Consider the following 19,195-nt stretch of genomic DNA (forward strand, 5'->3'; position numbering starts at 1 on the left):
GCCAAAAATCGAAAATTTGGTTTATGGTTAATAAAGGATAAAAAATACAATAAAGATTACAGTGGTGGCCAATGAAAGCATGGAAATTAAACCAGCCGGAAGGTATCGACCAATTGGTACTGACAACGGCCTCGACACCAGCTCCATCAGCTGATGATGTCTGTATCCAGGTTGAAGCTGTTGGTATAAACCCTATCGACTATAAGCTTGCCCATTGGGGCTACGCGACCTGGAACTACCCACAAATTATCGGGTTGGATATAGCCGGTACAGTTACCGAAGTCGGCGTTGATGTTCACCACCTCCAACCGGGCGATCGGGTAATGACGTTTATCGATCCACGCGACGGCGGTGGCTTCGCCCAATACGCCAAAGCCAAAGCCTATGCAATTAGCCGGTTGCCTGATGATATTAGCTTTACTCAAGCCGCCGCTCTTCCTTGTGCTGGCTACTCAGCTTGGATTGCGATTCATGACAAATTGCGGCTTGAAGCAGGCCAAAGCATTGCCATCACCGGCGCTGGGGGTGGCGTGGGTGGATTCGCGGTCCAACTGGCAAAACAGTTAGGCGCCACCGTTTATGCCATCGCCGACAGCCAGCACCACCAACGGCTTCTTTCTTATGGCGCTGATGAAGTCATTGACCCACAAACTGAAAATATCGCCATGCGGCTCATTGAATACACCGAGGACAAACTGGTACACGGGGTGATTGATTGCGTATCGGCCAGGTCTGGCAGCACCATGAGTGCCTTGGTTCGCTACAACGGCCATATTGTGATGATCGCCGACCAGTTCAATCAGATCCCTCTATTAGCCACCACCAAAGCACTCAGCTTACATGAGGTCGCGCTTCACGGCACCTACGCCCACGGCCAAATCGAACATATACAGCACCTTGCCGATATCGGTAATCAGCTCGCGAACTTAGTGAGTGAAGGACGGCTCGATCCTATGGTGGAGCACATCTATGCGTTCGACCAGCTTCCCGAGGCTCTCAAGCACCTTAAAGAGCAGCAACACAGCGGTAAGCTTGTGATGCAAGTAAGTGAATAACAGCCTTGCTGTAGTCACTGAAAGCCAACGCAGAATAACCCCAGCCTGGCTCCATTCATTGCGTTTATGGACTTCTCCATGTATATTTATGAGCCATTACATCAAGTGAGCTTAATTTTGCTTTATGGCGAAATACATCTATTCGCGCTATTCCCCCAAAAATACTGATCACCAACAACAGCTTGATGCCCTGCTTTCCGCCGAACCAGAAGCTGAACAGGTACAAGATCGTGTGCGCGGCGATATCGCACCGATGGATCGGCATGGCTTCCGCCATATGTTCGACAATCTCGAACCGGGCGATCGGGTGTGGGTATGGTGGCTGACCACTTTCGGGCATGACTTCAATCAGGTTCAGGCAACCGTATCAGCACTGCTCGACAAAGGCGTAATACTAAAAACACTGTCCGAGCCACTGACCTTTATCCCTGACTCAGAATCTAGCCGAGTACTGCTATCACTGCTCAGTGGCTATGGCACCGTACAAACCCGTCGCAGACTGCTTGCTGCCGAGCATAGCCGTAAAGCCATGAAACAAGATCCTAAACTGTGGCAGCAAAAATTCCGAGGCCGCCCAGCGGATCGCGAGAAGCACCAACAAATAGCCGCCTTGTTACTCGAAGGCCACAAGCTCCAGCATGTTGCAGACAGCTGTGAGGTCAGTATTTCCACCGTCAAACGTGTGAAAAGCAAATTAAGCCAGTTCGATGATGAAGGCGCATTGCGTACCCGGCACAAAAATACTCGCCACAAGGATAAAAAACTGTAATGACCGACCGTAATTTCTGGAAAGCCTTAGGGCTAGTGTGCCTGATCATCAGCGTCGGCCAATTGAGCATGGGCTTGGTATTCCCTTCTCTGCCTTGGATTGCCAAAGATTTTGATATATCCCTCGACCAAGCGCAGCTTCTCGTCAGTGTCTATTTACTCGGCTTTGGTCCTTCTCAGTTTCTTTATGGCCCGGTCTCGGATGCCTTAGGCCGCAAGAAAGTTTTGATGACCGGTTTGTTGATTGCCCTATGCGGGTTGTTGATGATCATTTCGCTAAGCCATTCATTTACCGGGATGGTAATGGGGCGTTTTCTCCAAGGTCTGGGAACCGGTTGCTGCGCTGTACTTGCTCGTGCTTCGACCCGTGACCGATTCAATGGTGCGGAGCTCCCATTAGCGATGTCTTACATCGCAATGGCCGCTTCACTGACCCCCTTAATGGCACCTGTCATTGGCGGCTTCATTAACTTCCATTTTGGCTGGACCATGGTTTTTACCTCTCTGCTTGGCTATGTCAGCCTTGTTTGGGTGGTAATTGCTTTTCGTTTCAAGGAAACCATGCAGCAAACCTCGAAAGTACCGACACCAAGGAAAATGGCTCAACAGTATTGGCAACTGCTTACTTCAAGCTACTTCATGAGCTTTGCCAGTATTAGCTGGCTCAACTTCAGCCTGATGATCACCACCGTGTCGGTCATGCCTTTTATCATGCAGAACCAGATCGGCATGACATCCGATGAATACGCCATGTGGGCACTGATCCCAGCTCTGGGTATGTTGATGGGAACAACGTTGACGAACAGAGTAAGACCGAAAATCGGCACACAGAAAATGCTTTACTTCACACCTGTTTTGCATACTGGCGCAGCGCTGTGGTTGTTCTTCTGTCCTGTCGAACCACTATATCTGATGCTGGGACAATTTCTGATGATATTGGGTAACGGTATCGCCCTGCCATGTTCACAAGCAATGGTAATGCAGCCATATAAGAAACAAGCCGGTGCCGCAGCAGCCATGTCAGGAGGCGGCCAGATGATCGCTTCTTCAATTGTCAGTATGGGGTTGGTGACATTGGGTCTTAGCCAACCGTGGCATTTATCGATTGTGATCGTTGTTTTTGCCCTGATCACCCTGAGCAATATCACCCGAGGGTTCAAGGTGAGCCCACAAGTCCAAACAGCTTAATTTATTTTAGAGATATCACCATGCTTCAAACATCTTGGCTCTTTTGGGCGGCCTTGTCCGCTGTATTTGCATCGCTCACGGCTATTTTAACCAAGCTCGGAGTAAGCAACATAAATTCCGACTTTGCCACTTTTATCCGTACCTGCGTCATTCTGGTCATGGTCGGTGGCATTGCATTTTTCACCAAACAATTTCAATCACTAGACACCTTATCGACAAAAGGGTTGGTATTCTTGGTGCTCTCTGGCCTCGCTACGGGTGCTTCTTGGTTATGTTATTTTCGAGCGATGAGCCTAGGCCAAGCCGCACAGGTTGCGCCGGTAGACAAGCTAAGTGTGGTTCTGGTCGCTGTATTTGGCGTGCTGTTACTTGGCGAAAACCTCAGTACCATAAACTGGCTTGGAGTTGCCTTGATTACCCTAGGGGTCATATTGGTTGCTTGGCAAGCATAGCAAGCACTTAATCGTCTGATGACCATAACCACTTACATATCCAGCCTTACACTTCATGCAAAGGCTGGATATATTCCCCGCCCTTTACACACCTTTACGCCAACTGGCGTTATATTACATTCAGCGCGGTAAAGTATAAGCTTAACAGGAGCTTGTACTATGAAGAAACTCTATCTAACCGCTGCAGGGCTTGTTGCCTTATGCGCCCTTATCTGGCTACAAGCTGAGCCTAATTTATTCGATAACTCCACGTTAATGCAATGGCGGAGCTCCCTTATCCAATTCACAGGGATCACTTCGATCCTGCTATTGACTATGGTCATGGTCCTGGCGTTACGCCTACCGTTTATTGAGCGGTTAACTTCTGGCCTCGATAAGTCATACCGTTTACACAAATGGTTAGCTATTTATGGTGTTATATTTGGTACAGTGCACTGGTTGTTAGCTATCGTCCCCAAACAACTCGTTCGATTTGGTTTGCTTGAGAGAGGCGCAAAGCCTCGTTCTACGATAGATCCAGATTCTTTTTACAACGTTATTCGTGGTCTTCGAGGCGGAGCAGAATCATTGGGCGAATGGGCGTTGTACCTATTTATCGCCTTAACACTTATTGCCCTATTTGTGCCAATCAAATACAAACGATTTAAGCTGACCCATAAGCTAATGGCCATCGCCTTTATTGCTATAGCCTACCATTCAGTGATATTGCTAAAGCATTCCTATTGGGATCACCTCATTACACCCGTTGTCGTGGCTATTGCTTTAATTGGCGTTATTTCTGCGTTGATAAGCTTAATTGGGCTCATCGGTAAACAACAAAAATATCAAGGTACGATAGCGCAGATCCATTACGACGAGCTAAACAAAACCACTCTTATCGATATTGATGTACCAAAATGGAAAGGTCATAACTCTGGGCAGTTTGCTTTCCTAACCATCAAAGGGGAGGAGCCGCACCCCTTTACCATCACATCTGCGGGGGGCAAAAACAAAACCGTGCAGTTTTTGGTAAAAGCCTTGGGTGACTTCACCTCGAATATCCACAACCAAATACAGGTCGGTGAGCAGGTTGACGTAGAAGGTCCTTATGGACACTTTCACTTCAATGATAACAAGCCGCAGATCTGGATTGCTGGCGGTATAGGCTGTGCCGCTTTCAAGGCAAGATTATCCGAGTTGAAATCACACAATAGCAATAAACGGGTGATCTTTTACTATTGTACTGAGCACCCATCACCTCAGCTCATTCACGACTTAGAATCAGCGACCTATGGGGCGAATGTTGAGTTTCATGTTATTGATAATCGCCTAAATAGCTTTTTGACCGTCGCCGATATACAGCAACGCACCGACGATTTATTGAATTCGAGCGTTTGGTTCTGCGGCCCTACCGCATTTGGTAAGGCCATTACCCAGCAGTTGAATGGTGAAGGTTTCGATATGGCACATTTCCATACAGAGTTATTTGATTTCCGCTAGTGACATCAATCATCGAGGGCGAAGCCATGTTCTTGGCCCTACCCCTTCAATTCCAGATCCCAATAAGGTGGTGCACCGAAGTGCTGGGCGAAATAGTCGACAAATGCCCGCACTTTTGGCGCAAGGAGCTGTGAGCTAGGGTAAATTGCCCAAATAGCAGCTTCATCCACCAACGGGTAGTCTTCGAGAATTTGAACAAGATCTCCCCGCGTCAAGTGTTCGTAGGCTATCCAAGTCGCACACATTGCAATACCCATCCCGTGAACACTGGCATCACGCACCGCTTCGCCATGGTCGACTCTGATAGTGCCTTTCACCTTGATATTCTGTACACCTTCAGGAGTATCAAAACGCCACCCTTCCAATCCAGTATGATTAATACAAAGGTGGTTATTGAGATCTTTCGGTGAAGATGGCTTACCATGCTCAGCAAGATATTGCGGCGAGGCACACATGATGCGCTTATCAACGGCGAGTTTGCGGGCGATCAGACTCGAATCCTGTAGCTCAGCATTTCTAATGGCAACATCAAAGCCCCCTTCAACCAGATCAATAATGGAGTCGGTCAGCCTTATATCAACCGAAAGATCGGGATATTTAGCCAAAAAGCCTTTAAGTGCGGGAATAAGGTGCATGCGACCAAAAGACGCCGGGGCGGTAATACGTAATGTCCCATGCGGCAATCCACCAGCGGCAGTACCCACCGACGCACGGGCTGAATCGACACTTCGTAGCACTTCTTCGGCATGGGGCAAAAAGGCCATCCCTTCCTCGGTCAATGACACCTTGCGCGTTGTACGATGTATCAAACGCGCGCCCAAACTTTCTTCCAACTTACTGATATGCATGCTAGCCACAGGGGGCGAGAGGCCAAGCTCCTGCCCAGCCTGACTAATGTTATGGGTAGACGCTATCCGGACAAACAGCCGAAGGTGTTCAATATTCATTAATAAGAACCCAATACACGAAGATTTTATTAGCTTACAACAACATCCCCTGATCGCGGAATATCTCTTTGGGTTTGCTTAGCCAGGGTACTCCAAATAGCCAGCCCCGCCATTACCCCAGCCAAGACATTGGCCACAGATGCAGCGATGACAATATGGCTGACACTGCCGCTTATTACCCCAATCCAAATTGCGGGTATATACAAAATAAACAGCCGAGTGAAAGTGACGAGCAGCGCCCGGTGTGACAATCCCAAGGCATTAAAAGCCGAGACAGCCACCATGCACAGGCCCAGCGGTCCATAACTGTAAGGTAATATCGTTAAAGCAATTTCAAACCACGATTGAATATTATCTTGCTGACTGATTAACGGAGACAACAACGGTATAGCCAACGACAACACTCCACCTATCACAATATGAAACACCACAACAAACTTGGCAGTTGCCATCAGTACATCTGAAATTTCATGCCATGCACCTTCCCCAAGATAGCGCCCAATAAGCGGTGGGACTGACATGGTCAATGCAAGGGTAAAGACAATCGCAAAACTTTCAAACCGAATGAGTAAGCTCCAAAAAGCCATGGTGTCAGTGCCCATGTTCGTGATCAGCAACATGGCCATAAAAGCACTGACTGACGGTAACACCTGGTTTGCAGTGGTCATCAACGCCGTTCTCACCAATTCACAAAACACTTTCCCTGTTTCGCTACTAATATCTATGGCTGAAAACCACTGCCGACGTCTAGCGTTAACTATCATGTATACTGCCGTTGTGCCGTACCCCAAGATGGTTGCTAACGCTGCACCTGTAATCCCCATCTCAAAGGTAAACATCAGCAGCGGGTCTAGGATCAGATTTATCAGACTTGCGATAACAAACATCATGCCCGTGATTTTACTGTCACCGTGAGAGCGATAGACACAGGTTACCAAATAAAGAGCCGCCACCGAAAAGGCACTCAATAGCCACACTGGCCAATAGCGATTAAAAATTTGCTGCAGCATTACAGCCTGCGCATGCGGTATTTCCTCATTAAAGAAAGCAGCAAAAACCCAGTTGCTAGATAACCACAGCAGCAAACACACCATCGCAATCAATAAGCTTCCAAAACACACCGTCATCGTTGAAACAACAGCAGACTTATCTTTTTTATTTGCCCCTAGAGCCCTTGCAATAATCGACGTCGCCGCCACACCAATGCCGACCTGCAGGCCAACAAAAACCGTTTGGAAAGGGAGTGTCATTCCATGAACCGCCAGTTGGTTTAAACCCAGCAACCCGATAAACACAGAATCCACCAGTTGCACCAGCATAATAGCAAACAGTCCAACAGTTAGGGGGAGCGTCCTGCTAATGATCAACTTAAGTGTCGGTGAGGCAGAGAGCATATATCAGTTACCTTATGAGCAAGGTTGAAGCAAACGAGGTTGATAGGGGTATGAAAGGATGAAAAGGCTTGCACTTAGGCAAGCCTTAAAATCAAGAGAAGAGCCGCAGTCCTTTAAGCTATATCAATCATAACCTTGCCAATCGCCTGACCACTCGCGAGGTGATTATGTGCCGCAGCAACATTTTCCAGAGCAAAACGCTGAGCATCAACAACTGGCTTCAGCTCTCCGGCTTCAGCAATTTTAGCCAGCGCTTCTAGAATTTTGCCGTGCTCTTCGCGGCCTTTGTTGTGGATCATCGGAATAAGCATGAAGATCACATGCAGCGATAAACCTTTCATGTGAACCATCGAAAGATCCAACTCCAGGAACGACAAGGTCGTCGCAATCTGGCCATTGAGCTTTGCCGCCTCAATAGAATTATTGAGATTTGCACCGCCGACCGAATCAAAAACCACATCAAAACCGTCGCCATCAGTATGCTTCGTCACATAATCCGCTACAGATTCAGCTTTGAAATCAATCGCGGTTGCACCGAGTTCTTCGATAAGGGCTGCTTGCTCACCAGCGCTACCCGTACCATACACTTCAGCACCAAAGTGACGGGCAAGCTGAACGGCAACGTGACCCACACCACCAGCAGCGCCATGTACCAATACCTTCTGACCTTGACCGATACCTGCACGCTGCAAGCCTTCGAAAGCGGTAATGCCAACCAATGGTAGGGCTGCTGCCTCTGTCATCGATAAATTCTTCGGCTTGTGCGCAATCAGCTTAGCGTCCGCCAATATATACTCAGCCAATGTGCCTGGTAAATCGCCCAAACCACCGGCACAACCAAAGACTTCATCGCCGACGTTATACTCTGTGACACCCTCACCAACGGCTTCAACAACCCCTGCAAAGTCCATCCCAAGCACAGCTGGTGCTTGAGGTGAAAACGGTAGGCCCTCACCCATTTCACGGATCATCATATCGATAGTGTTCACACTGGTTGAGGCAATGCGCACTAATACATTACCGGCGCTTACCTCTGGTTTAGGTAGCTCAGCCTGCTCAAAACCTTCAACACCACCAAATTCACGAATGACCATTGCTTTCATGGAAAATAACCTCTTTATAGAATGCGTGATAAATGGCCCAACACACTTCAGTCAGGCTCATCATTGACTGCTTGGTGACAAGTATATGTGGCGTGGCGAAAATGATAATTCCACTCAACGACGAATGAGTTTTAAGTAATAATTAATAATTACTTTATTATTAAATTCTCATTAAGTGTCATTTCACGTCCAGCCCAGTTATCAACGCCATTACGTCTCGCTAAACTGCACCGCATCAATTCCGATACATGTTCGAGGAGTGTGTTATGCACTATGAAGGTAAAATTTATCGCCCTTGGATGGAGGCCGAGAGCGTACTTATCCAAACAACGCTCGGTTGCAGTAACAACCAATGTACTTTCTGTACCATGTTTGACGATAAGCGGTTCAAAGTCAGGGATATTCAAGACATATTCAACGATATTGATGAGGCGCGAGTGATTTACCCTCGTGTAGAATCAATCTTCCTTATCGATGGCAATGTAATGGCAATGAGAACTGACATGCTGCTGAAGATTTTGGACAAGCTCAAAACCACATTTCCAGAGCTCAAGAACATCTCGCTTTATTCTGGCTTCAATGATTTTCGTCGCAAAAGCATTGCTGAGCTCAAAGAAATGAAATCGGCAGGCTTGAGCATGGCCTATTCCGGTTTGGAATCGGGTGATCCGATTGTCCTAGAACGGATCAAGAAGCGCATGACCCGTGAACACGCTATCGAAGGGATGGATATGGCAAGAGAGGCGGGAATAAAGGTACTGGCATCATTTATTTTCGGCCTTGGTGGAAAAGCACGCTCTGTGGAGCATGCGGTCAATACCACTAGCCTGCTCAATATCATGCAGCCGGATGCCATTGCGCCGATGGCGCTGGCAGTACAACCAGGTTCTGAGTTAGAAAGGGAAATTAATCGCGGTGAGTTCACCCTGCCGACTCCCTTGCAAATACTGGAAGAAGAAAAATACTTACTGGAGAACTTGGTTGATTTCCCGTGTTACTACTGGGGCGACCACGGCAATAATATCTCGCCAATGCGCGGTATGTTACCAGCGGTACGACAGCCATTCTTGGACAAAATCAATCAGGATATTGCCCATAATCCCATCACCAAACAGAACATGATTCAGACGTTTGCTTGGTAGGTATTATTTATCTTGGTTTGCGTAGGCGAACCTGCGACAATCCGCACGTAACTTATCATCCAGATGGATAATCATGAAACTATTAGTTCGCAACCTAGCGCGCACCACTGCTGAGCATGAAATTCGTGCTCTATTCTCTACTCATGGTTCAGTAGCAGAATGCACTCTGGTTTTAGACCAAGAAACAGGCCAGTCAAAAGGCTTTGCATTTGTTGAAATGCCAAATGACGATGAAGCGAAAGCAGCCATCTCAGCCCTGAATCTGACCAGTTTTGCTAAAAGCAAAATTCGAGTTAAGAACGCTGACGCATAATTCAGCTTTCAACACTAAAAAGCCAGCGAGTGACACGCTGGCTTTTGTTTTTCTGGGTCTAGCTTGATTAGCCTGCTCGCAATGCGAGAATTTTTGAAATATCAGAGGTCTCGCGATACAAACTCAGACCTTCTTCTTTAGTATCAATGGCAACAATCGACATACGATCAGCCAGTTCATTACCTTCAATCCCGACGTGGCCATTAACATGATGTATCGTTATTTTCTTCTCAAGTTCTTGGTATAGCTCATACATAGGTTTGATAAGATCTAAGTTCTTAATCTCACCTCCAGGCCTCACCCATCCTTTCGATTTCCAGCCTTTCGCCCACTGTGTGATACACTGGATCGAATAATTAGAGTCACAATAAATAGCCACGGTATAACCTTTAGCTATTTTCTCTTTTGCCAGTAAAAATGCCTGATTTAAACCATTGAGCTCCGCGGTATTATTGGTGCCTAATGATTGATACATGCCGTACCACAACTCGGTCAATGTATTGTTTTGGTAAACGGCGATCCCTGAGCCAGCTTCACCGGGATTAGGATCACAGCCGCCGTCAGTGAATATCTTTATCTCAAAGGGCATATCATCAATTTGGGCCTGAGTCAGCGGTGCTTTTTTAGGCTTACTTGTCTTAGATACGGATTTAGCACTGCTTGGTTTCTGAGCCGACGGGTTACCCGCTCGCTGTCCCCCAAATGCACTCTCTGCTTCTTCTCTCGTTGGAAACGACTTATATTTTGCGCCTGCAAATTTATCAACTTGCGCCTTACACTCAGCCCAAGATGTAAAAATGCCTGTTTGCCGCCCTTTCCAGACGACATAATACTTTTTAGCCAACCCAATGATCTCCTAAGCAAGCTCCTTAAATCGACAACCAGTATCTATGGCAAAGATCATCAAGGCAAGCGACCAAACTGAAAAGTATGCATTTATACTTACGCCACGTCGGCCAATAATCTTGTTTATTTAAAGCTTTATATTAGACATACTCGATGCGGTGATCACCGGTAGGGTCAAAGGATCCGGCCATCTTGCATTTCAATTCGGCGACGAGCACGCTGTGCTTTTTCGAGATCATGCGTCACCATAACCACCGTTACTCCCTCAGCGTTTAGTCTTTCAATAATATGCATGATCTCTTCACCGGTCTTATGATCCAGGTTACCCGTCGGCTCATCCGCTAACAGAAGTGACGGCGAGCCAACCAACGCTCTGGCTATCGCGACCCTTTGCCGCTCACCACCTGAAAGCTCATGGGGTTTATGAAGGCCACGTTTATTCAAACCGACCTTGCCCAGAGCTTCTTTGACTTTTTTCTCGCGCTGCTGGCTTGTTAGTTTTCGGTAAAGAAGAGGCAGTTCGATATTCTCGCAAACATTAAATTGCGGCAGCAGATGAAAAGCTTGAAAGACAAACCCAATTTGATGGTTGCGTACATGGGAAAGATCAAAGTCTGAGAGTTCGTCCACCCGGGTACCATTGAGGACATACCGCCCTGTTGTCGGTGTATCCAAACAGCCAATGATCTGCAACAAAGTAGATTTGCCAGAACCGGACGTACCGGTTATCGCAATGTATTCCCCGGCACATATGGAAAGAGAAACAGCACTTAGCGCAGTGACATCCGTTTGGCCCATGGCGTAAATTCGGCTAACTGTGTCCAACTGCACCAATGACGATACACTTTCTCCCATGTACTCTTCCTCATGCTTTTTCGTATCGACAAAATTTATACCAACCTACATAAATATTTAATCAACTACTTATCCAGATTGGTATTACTCTCGCTTCAACGCCCGAATAGGGTCAAGCCGAGAAGCAACTAGAGCAGGATATAGCCCCGAAACAAGTCCGACTAAACAGGCTGAGCCAAGCGCTAATACAAGGGCGCTTGGAGTAATCATCACCGGAAAGTTACGCATCGTTGCAACAACAGACACTAACACCACCCCCAAAACGAGACCAGAAAGCCCTCCAATTGTGGTAAGACACGTTGCCTCAATAATAAACTGATTTCTGATGTCTTTATGCGTTGCTCCCAATGCACGACGCAGGCCAATTTCCTCGGTCCTTTCACGAACCGCTACCAGCATCACATTCATGATGCTAATTCCACCCACGACCAGCGATATGGCCGCCACGCATGCCAACCAAAAGGTCATAGAGCGAGTGGCATCGGCCATGCTCTCCTGAAGCTCGGTTAAATCATTAATGATAAAATCATCGGGTTTATTCTCTGGAAGTCGGTGCTGGCGTCTTAAAACACGCTGGATATGAAAAATACTGTCTTTGATCTTATTTTGATCATCAATACGAATATGAGCATAGTGGATAGACCCAGGACGCGTTTTGCTCAAGCCGATAATGCGTAGTTTGGCCGTAGAAAGAGGAATAAGGACCCTGTCATCTTGATCCATTCCCCCAGGGGACTGCCCCTTACGTTGTAACACCCCAATCACCTTAAATGGGGTGTTTCCAATGCGTATTGTTTTACCAATAGCACTCTCCCCCTCAAATAATGCTTTCTCGACGCTTTCACCAAGCACTGCCACTTTTTTTGCCCGGCTTTGTTCAATATCATTAAACATACGCCCTTGAGCGACTTTCCACTTTCTCAGCAATAGATAGTCGCGTGTCGTACCCTGTATCCGGCTTATCCAGTTACGCGCCTGGTAAATAACCCGCCCCTCTGCATATACAGACGGAGACGTTGCCACTATATTTGGGACCAAATTTTGTATAGCTGTAATATCATCGACGGTCAGTGTTGATGAATGGCCTTTCATTTGCACGCCACCGCTTTCCATTACATCGGGTTCGATAAAAAGTAAATCGGCACCTAAGCTCTCAACTTGCTGCAACACCTGATGCTGACTACCAGCTCCCACCCCGATCACAGTCACAACGGCCGTGACACCAATCATAATACCCAAGATCGTCAATGCACTGCGAAGTCGGTGGCGATATATAACTCTCAGCGCATTAGAAAGATACAACCAGTAGCTCATTGCGTTAGAACCCTAATAACCATTTAGCGTATCCAGCCTGACGTCATTGACTCCTCAATGCGTGAAGTGTAACTCGCATTTGTGCTATCAGATGTCTCATCGGTGGTGATCTCGACAACGGCGGTCATACCCGGCAGTAACGAATCGCCATTGTTTTCAGCGGATAAAACAACGGTATAGGTTACAACATTATCCACCACTAACGGGGCAACCCGAATTTGTTCGACTATTGCTTTAAAACGTCGATCTCCATAGGCCGGTACGGTGAATTCAGCCTTCTGACCTGTGCGGATCTGGCCAATATCCGCTTCATCAATTCTGGCGTGAATTTCCATTTCATTTAAGGTGTGGGCGATTTTAAATAACTTAGGCGCTTCGAGACTCGCCGCAACGGTTTGTCCACTCATCACTTCACGGGATAGCACCACACCATCAATGGGAGCGAGAATTTCGGTGCGGGATAAGGTCACTCTTGCTTCTTCCAACTCGGCCTCATGGCTAATCACAACAGCCAGTGCCTGCTCCAATTCAGCCTCCGCAACCCATACATTCGTCTCAGCTTCTTCCAAGCTATTCTGCGACACGGCTTTACGCTTATTGAGGGCCTTTATTCTCTTCAAAGAGCGTATAGATTGACGTAATGATGCCTTCTTCATTGCGACCAACGCCTTTGCATTGAGCAAGGAGGCCTCGGCTTGACGAATCTGAGCTTCAAAAAATTTCGGGTCGATACGTGCGATCGTTTGTCCCTTTTGGACAACATCATTAAAATCAACCAGTAACTCAATTATCCTGCCCGATACTTCAGAACCCACTTCTACTTCGCCTACTGGCTTCAAGGTTCCCGAAGCAATAACCAAGGGCTCCGGTTCATAAATGGAATCAGACTCATCCGGTTGCGTTAACCCAAGTGGTGAGGAATATTCCGGCTCATGGTTTACATCATTACAAGCCACAAGCAAAGGAAATAGGAGGAAAGTTATTAAGCGAAACCAATAAACTGAATACATCGATATAATAACTCCGAAATAAAAAGCATATATCACCTTAAAGAAAAAAAACCTTGGTATACAAGACAATGAGTTAGCGACAGCTACTAGTGCTGCCGCTAACATATATTTAGTTAGTAACCATAGTAATGGTCACACTTGGAGTAGCTGTATTTTGTCTTAGAACCGTAATAGTTTTTGCTCGATTTACAGGTTTTAGACTTATACGTAGCTTTTTTATACTTAACTTGAGGCTTGTAATCGGATTTGTGATATGACTTATAATCATGTTTATAATAGGATTTATAACTATATGCATGAGCACCAGATGTTGCTACTGCCAATGCAAAAGCAGTGAAAACGCCAACTAATTTAATATTCATTGGAATAGTATCCTGATTAATAGTACCGAAGTGTATTCCTGTTTTATGTGTCTACTTTTACAAACACGGTAATATTTATAGATACATAGCAATAAACATGCAAAAGATAAGGATAAACAAGCATCCTATTTTTGAGACAACATCTATATATTACTACAATTACAATCGGTTAATTTAACTTACCAACCAATAGCGATAAAACACGTAGTAACTCCATTATTACTACTTCGGTATTAACTAATAAGTATTAAAAATTAGACATCAAAAATTACCCTTAATAAGCTACTGAATATAATAGTTCTTCTGTGGACACGTGATGAATGTTCATTAGAAATTAAAACACAATATTTTTTCTTGATTTAGGATCACACGATCTTCAAAACAATGCCATGTCTACAAGCTTATAAATTTTCGCTGAACCAGTAGCTTAGGTATATATTTTCATTATTCTTAGGCATTTTATAATTCAATTACTTAACAAATGACTGCACTTCACTGTCGGTTAAATAGCGCCACTGTCCAACCTCAACATCAACGCGAACATCTCCAATAGCTTCTCGGTGAAGGGAAACCACTCGGTTACCAACAGCAGAAAACATCCGTTTTACCTGATGAAATTTACCTTCGGTAATCGTTAAAAGAACCTCTTTGGCACTAAGAATTTCTAAAGCCGCAGGGCGTGTCAATTGTTTCTCACCTTGTAACTGGATGCCAGCTTTAAACTTCAACACCACATCGTCTGCAATCGCACGAGACAAACCGACACGATAAACCTTACTGCACTCTTTCGTTGGCGTAGTGATATTAAATGACCAGCGTCCATCATCGGTGATCAATACCATACCCGTAGTGTCTGCATCTAAACGGCCGGCTATGTGGAGCTCGGAAATATTATCAACGTTTAAATGATTGAATAAAGAAGGGTAAAACTCATCAATATTAGAGCAAATCGTGCCCGCAGGTTTATGCATGAGGATATATCGAAAATCGCGCGCTTTTAACTTCACGTCATTTAACAATACCGTATTATTTTCATGAACCTGAGTGGCTTCATCTGTTACAACCATGCCATTAACATCAACCTCACCCGAATTGATTCGTTTGACGGCTTCGGCTTTTGTTAACTCAGTACTTTTACAAACAAACTTATCAAGGCGCATTACAGGTATTTCTCAGAGTGAGGAACGGTCGCCCATTATCCTTTCTTACTGCTAATTATCAATCATTCACAGGAAATAGGAGACTGTTCATTATTCACGGCGAAGGGCTGTTTTATAAATATTTCACTCGCTCATCGATGCACTCATAAGAGCCCATTTCAAACTCGCGACATATCCAAGGCCGATTCTCGTATATTGTGCACATGAGTGTTTCTCTATCTAAAGCAGCACACCAGCCATCATCCAAACGCTTCATCGTCTCGCCACCGTACTGGTCGCGTAAGATAAACTCTTCTGGAACGCCTGTATCTGAAATAATCATGACCTCAAGACGGCAGCAACATGCTTTACAGTTTGAACACAAGACCTCTGAGGGGGAAGAGCTTTTAATCGGTATATTCATGAGTAACTACAATTTGGTCAATTGTACATTTTACCTCAAATCGACCAAAACTATCCTCAATTTCTTGAAAACACTTGCTTGTAAGCCATAACGGATACACATTCCCCTCATCAAACTTAGTCGTTTGAAGTTTATATCATTGATTTTCATGTGTTTTACTTCATACCTTCAAGGCACAGACCATTATAATAAGGTGATTTTCACTAGGCCAATAACGTGGTCATACACCAGAATAATAGCGTCTAACTATGTCACGCTTTTCATGAAGAAGGCTAAGGAAGGGCCTTAACGAGGAGAGCGCCAACGCCGCAACGGAATCAGTCTCGGTAACCTACTGAAGTAAACGCACTGTCTTCGCTTATTTATTAGATGATAGCCTGCTTGACAGCATCAACCTGTTTTTCAAATATGGTTTTTGACTCAGCCTTACTTGAACCCGCTACCGACACCCATTGAACACCAGTCTCATCATTATGCTCGAACTCAACCTGTAGCTCATACTTTTTAATAGTGAAGATAGTCATAATAACACCTAGGACAAATGCAATCGGTGCCATAAATCTCCCAAAGCCTTCAGGGAAAATTACCCATACAATGCTTGAAACAATAGCACCCATTAAAAACAGTTTTAAGCTGTGATCTTTCATTGTATTTGATTTAAGTCTGGCGTTTTTTATTTTCGATAAAGGAAATTCATCTCGCCTGTATCGAAACGTAGTATTGCTAATTTCAAAATCATCCGTTGATATCATCTTACCTCCATTTACCAAACAACTTTTCACAAAACAACTTTCACTAAAAAATCAATAGAAAGAATCGCGCTTCATTACAATTGTTAATATCACATTCATCATTTGTGATAATTGATGTTCCTCTCAATTATACAACCGACATAACTATTTGATCAGTTTTGCAGGTTAAAATCGAACGCTAGCGACAAAAAAGCGAGCCAGCTAACAGTCACTGACTCGCTTATTAGGGAGTGGCAGAAAATGAAAGAAATATTACTTCTGCTTCGTCTTCACTCGCTTTATTTTATTCATTACCGGATAACCATCATCAATCAGCTCATTGACGAACGTTGATGGCTTCTCTGGCTCGGCGCAAACCCATACGTGTTTCTTCGCACGGGTGATTGCAACGTAGAACAACCGGCGCTCTTCGGCGTCGGTGAAGCTTTCGCCACGGGCTTGCAGGCAGGCCGCCAATCCGGTGTCACGGTCTGGTGCCGGAAACACACCGCGGTTCACATCCAAGATAAACACAAAGTCGGCTTCGCGACCTTTACTGGCATGGCAGGTCATGAAGTTCAGACCAAGATGCGGCCACTTCTCCTGCCATTGCTTGAGCTTTTCAGGTCGCTGGTTGTTATTGCGCCCCAATAGCAAGGTGGTCACGTCGCCTTTTTGTTGTGTCGCCAGTTGCGCCAATTCTTGATCGATCAAATCCTGACACAGCAAGGTCACGGCTTTGCGCTTTTGCTTCTTGAAGCTGGTGAGCTCTTTTTTCAGCTGGTTAGGGTTCTGCTGAATAAAGGCATTCGCCACTTCACCGATCATGTTATTAAAGCGGTAAGTGGTATCTAACTCGGTAATGTGGCTGGCACCAAATCGCTGCTCAAATCCGGTGGTCAGATTCACATCGGCACCGGCAAAGCGGTAAATAGCCTGCCAGTCGTCACCGACAGCAAACAAGGTCGGTCGGTGCGCTTTGTCACCCGCTTGGCAAAGCGCTTCAATTAACGCCAACCGGTGCGGTGAGATATCTTGGTATTCATCCACCATGACAAACTTCCAAGACGGGGTGAACTTGCCCTCTTTGACGTATTCTGTCGCCCGCTGGATCATGGTGTTGAAGTCAATCTGTTTGCTGGTCTTCAAGTGCTGCTCATAGGCACGGTAACACGGCCACAGCAACGCCAGCTCACTCTTCATCCGAGCACGCGCCGATTCGTTCTCGTGCTGTTCAATACTCTCGACCAACTGGGACTTGTTCGCACCGCGCTGGCCAATCAATTCAATATGACGCCACACCCAAGCAGCCAATTGCTCACTCTTGGCCTGCTTTTCCATCGAGTTATCCGATTTAAAACCAGGAATACGCCATTGGGTAAGGTGTTTCTGCCAACGTTTGGCTGAAGCGGCCGTTTCCCATTGCTCAGTCAATACGTTAGAAATCCATGCTGCACGGGCTTTTTCATCTAACGTAACCGGCGAGACGCTTGGCATCTCGCTCTCAACGGCTCTGATGATTTGTGTACCCAAACTATGGAAGGTAGCAACCTTGATACGGTCGCTGACCTTGGCAGCCAAGCGCTCGCTCATTTCTTCGGCGGCTTTGCGGCCAAAGGCCAACATCAGGATCTCTTCTGGCTGGCTTTGCTGATTGGCAATCAGATAAGCAGCACGGGCAACCAATACGCTGGTTTTACCGCTACCGGCCCCCGCAAGTACCAAGTTATGATCCTGGTTAATCAATACCGCTTCACGCTGAGTTGGGTTTAACGGCGAAGATTCAAACTTATCAAACCATGATGACCACTTTTCGGTTTCTTTTTCCAACCACTGGCTATTGGCCTCTTCCACCCATTCTTCATTCCCTTCAAGCCATGGCTCAACCTTCTCAAATGCCAACGGTCGGAAGGATGCCGCTAACTCACGGGTTAACCCGGTTGAGGCTAATGAGTTCTCTAGGTAACGGTGTAATTGGCGGTGGGAGGATTCACGCAGATACCCTTCGGCTTCAGCATAGCCATCAATACGGGTCAGCATTTCCGGTAGCATGTTATCCAGCTTTTCTACCCGGCCTTGCGCCCAGTTACGGTAGGCTTCAAGCAACATATTGGCAAATGCTTTACACTGCTGCCACGGCAGGCCATATATTGTCCAACAATACTCTTGATCAGCGGAGGTCAATTCAAAACTGCCCCACATCACACCACGATGAACCTCTATGGCACCATCCCATTCATCGAAGGGAATTTCTTCTGTTTCTGTCTGGCTATCAAGTACTAAACAATTATCACCAAGAGCGATACTGCAATAATCACCTTGGGCGAGCCATTGGGCCAGCCACCCTGCTGTTAAACGCATTCTGTCACCAACACTCAACTTACTTCTACTCACGCTAACTTTTGCGCACATTATTAGATATAGCTAACCTAATAACGAAAAAACGACTTGGACTTAGAGTATCAAGTTATATAACTTTACCCAAGCACACTCCCCCAGTGGGAGCTCACCAAGATTCATGCAACTCAAAGTCACTTGGGTATACAATAGCGTCCAAAAATAATTTATGCGTAAATTTTCTGCTAATTAATATGGTCAAACTGACCTTCTTAGATGATTTTCACCGTGAGTTGTTGGTATTTTATACAATACAAAGGCTTTGATGTGTCATTG

At 45.9% G+C, this 19,195-nt stretch carries 18 protein-coding genes; 7 read left to right on the forward strand and 11 right to left on the reverse strand.

Annotated features, from left to right (window positions below; all coding sequences use genetic code 11):
* The first annotated feature begins 71 nt into the window (after positions 1-71).
* From ACVA53_RS04110 to ACVA53_RS04130, 5 genes are all read left to right on the forward strand, one after another.
* The gene (locus ACVA53_RS04110) at positions 72-1,055 is read left to right on the forward strand and encodes a zinc-binding dehydrogenase (protein WP_446504549.1); all 984 of its coding nucleotides are present in this window, start codon (positions 72-74) and stop codon (positions 1,053-1,055) included.
* Between the two features lie 124 nt (positions 1,056-1,179).
* Complete coding sequence (locus ACVA53_RS04115) at positions 1,180-1,824, forward strand: recombinase family protein (protein WP_255041759.1); 645 nt, start codon at positions 1,180-1,182, stop codon at positions 1,822-1,824.
* Positions 1,824-3,011 carry a multidrug effflux MFS transporter gene (locus ACVA53_RS04120; RefSeq protein WP_255041760.1) on the forward strand — a complete coding sequence of 396 codons (1,188 nt, stop codon included), beginning with the start codon at positions 1,824-1,826 and terminating at the stop codon, positions 3,009-3,011. The genes ACVA53_RS04115 and ACVA53_RS04120 overlap by 1 nt, the downstream gene beginning before the upstream one ends.
* A gap of 20 nt (positions 3,012-3,031) precedes the next feature.
* The gene (locus ACVA53_RS04125; protein WP_255041762.1) at positions 3,032-3,463 is read left to right on the forward strand and encodes an EamA family transporter; all 432 of its coding nucleotides are present in this window, start codon (positions 3,032-3,034) and stop codon (positions 3,461-3,463) included.
* A gap of 159 nt (positions 3,464-3,622) precedes the next feature.
* A complete protein-coding gene (locus tag ACVA53_RS04130) occupies positions 3,623-4,942 on the forward strand; it encodes a ferredoxin reductase family protein (RefSeq protein WP_446504550.1) in 1,320 nt (439 codons plus the stop codon).
* 38 nt (positions 4,943-4,980) lie between these two features.
* Here the strand turns inward: ACVA53_RS04130 and ACVA53_RS04135 are convergent, their stop codons facing one another.
* From ACVA53_RS04135 to ACVA53_RS04145, 3 genes are all read right to left on the reverse strand, one after another.
* On the reverse strand, positions 4,981-5,889 hold the full coding sequence (locus ACVA53_RS04135) for a LysR family transcriptional regulator (protein ID WP_255041766.1): 909 nt from the start codon (positions 5,887-5,889) through the stop codon (positions 4,981-4,983).
* Positions 5,890-5,918: 29 nt separating this feature from the next.
* Positions 5,919-7,283: an MATE family efflux transporter gene (locus ACVA53_RS04140; RefSeq protein WP_446504551.1), complete on the reverse strand. Its 1,365-nt coding sequence runs from the start codon at positions 7,281-7,283 to the stop codon at positions 5,919-5,921.
* A 113-nt stretch (positions 7,284-7,396) separates the two neighbouring features.
* Complete coding sequence (locus tag ACVA53_RS04145; protein ID WP_255041768.1) at positions 7,397-8,386, reverse strand: zinc-dependent alcohol dehydrogenase family protein; 990 nt, start codon at positions 8,384-8,386, stop codon at positions 7,397-7,399.
* Positions 8,387-8,652: 266 nt separating this feature from the next.
* Between ACVA53_RS04145 and ACVA53_RS04150 the strand changes: the two genes are divergently transcribed.
* Complete coding sequence (locus ACVA53_RS04150) at positions 8,653-9,528, forward strand: radical SAM protein (RefSeq protein ID WP_255041769.1); 876 nt, start codon at positions 8,653-8,655, stop codon at positions 9,526-9,528.
* Between the two features lie 73 nt (positions 9,529-9,601).
* Positions 9,602-9,841: an RNA recognition motif domain-containing protein gene (locus tag ACVA53_RS04155; protein WP_255041771.1), complete on the forward strand. Its 240-nt coding sequence runs from the start codon at positions 9,602-9,604 to the stop codon at positions 9,839-9,841.
* Between the two features lie 67 nt (positions 9,842-9,908).
* Here ACVA53_RS04155 and ACVA53_RS04160 read toward each other — a convergent pair whose 3' ends face one another.
* From ACVA53_RS04160 to helD, 8 genes are all read right to left on the reverse strand, one after another.
* Positions 9,909-10,685, reverse strand: coding sequence for a ribonuclease H1 domain-containing protein (locus ACVA53_RS04160; RefSeq protein ID WP_255041772.1), 777 nt, complete (start codon positions 10,683-10,685; stop codon positions 9,909-9,911).
* Positions 10,686-10,861: 176 nt separating this feature from the next.
* Positions 10,862-11,542, reverse strand: a complete 681-nt coding sequence (locus ACVA53_RS04165; protein WP_255041773.1) for an ABC transporter ATP-binding protein — start codon at positions 11,540-11,542, stop codon at positions 10,862-10,864.
* Between the two features lie 84 nt (positions 11,543-11,626).
* The gene (locus tag ACVA53_RS04170; protein WP_255041774.1) at positions 11,627-12,856 is read right to left on the reverse strand and encodes an ABC transporter permease; all 1,230 of its coding nucleotides are present in this window, start codon (positions 12,854-12,856) and stop codon (positions 11,627-11,629) included.
* A gap of 23 nt (positions 12,857-12,879) precedes the next feature.
* The gene (locus tag ACVA53_RS04175) at positions 12,880-13,866 is read right to left on the reverse strand and encodes an efflux RND transporter periplasmic adaptor subunit (protein ID WP_255041775.1); all 987 of its coding nucleotides are present in this window, start codon (positions 13,864-13,866) and stop codon (positions 12,880-12,882) included.
* An 832-nt stretch (positions 13,867-14,698) separates the two neighbouring features.
* Complete coding sequence (locus ACVA53_RS04180; RefSeq protein ID WP_255044188.1) at positions 14,699-15,388, reverse strand: pseudouridine synthase; 690 nt, start codon at positions 15,386-15,388, stop codon at positions 14,699-14,701.
* Between the two features lie 112 nt (positions 15,389-15,500).
* Positions 15,501-15,791, reverse strand: a complete 291-nt coding sequence (locus ACVA53_RS04185) for a YkgJ family cysteine cluster protein (RefSeq protein ID WP_255044187.1) — start codon at positions 15,789-15,791, stop codon at positions 15,501-15,503.
* A 365-nt stretch (positions 15,792-16,156) separates the two neighbouring features.
* Positions 16,157-16,543 (reverse strand): hypothetical protein, encoded by a 387-nt coding sequence (locus tag ACVA53_RS04190; protein ID WP_255044186.1) that lies wholly within the window; start codon positions 16,541-16,543, stop codon positions 16,157-16,159.
* A gap of 252 nt (positions 16,544-16,795) precedes the next feature.
* Positions 16,796-18,883: a DNA helicase IV gene (gene helD / locus ACVA53_RS04195; RefSeq protein ID WP_446504552.1), complete on the reverse strand. Its 2,088-nt coding sequence runs from the start codon at positions 18,881-18,883 to the stop codon at positions 16,796-16,798.
* Positions 18,884-19,195: the final 312 nt, after the last annotated feature.

This window comes from Photobacterium sp. DNB23_23_1, assembly GCF_052873815.1.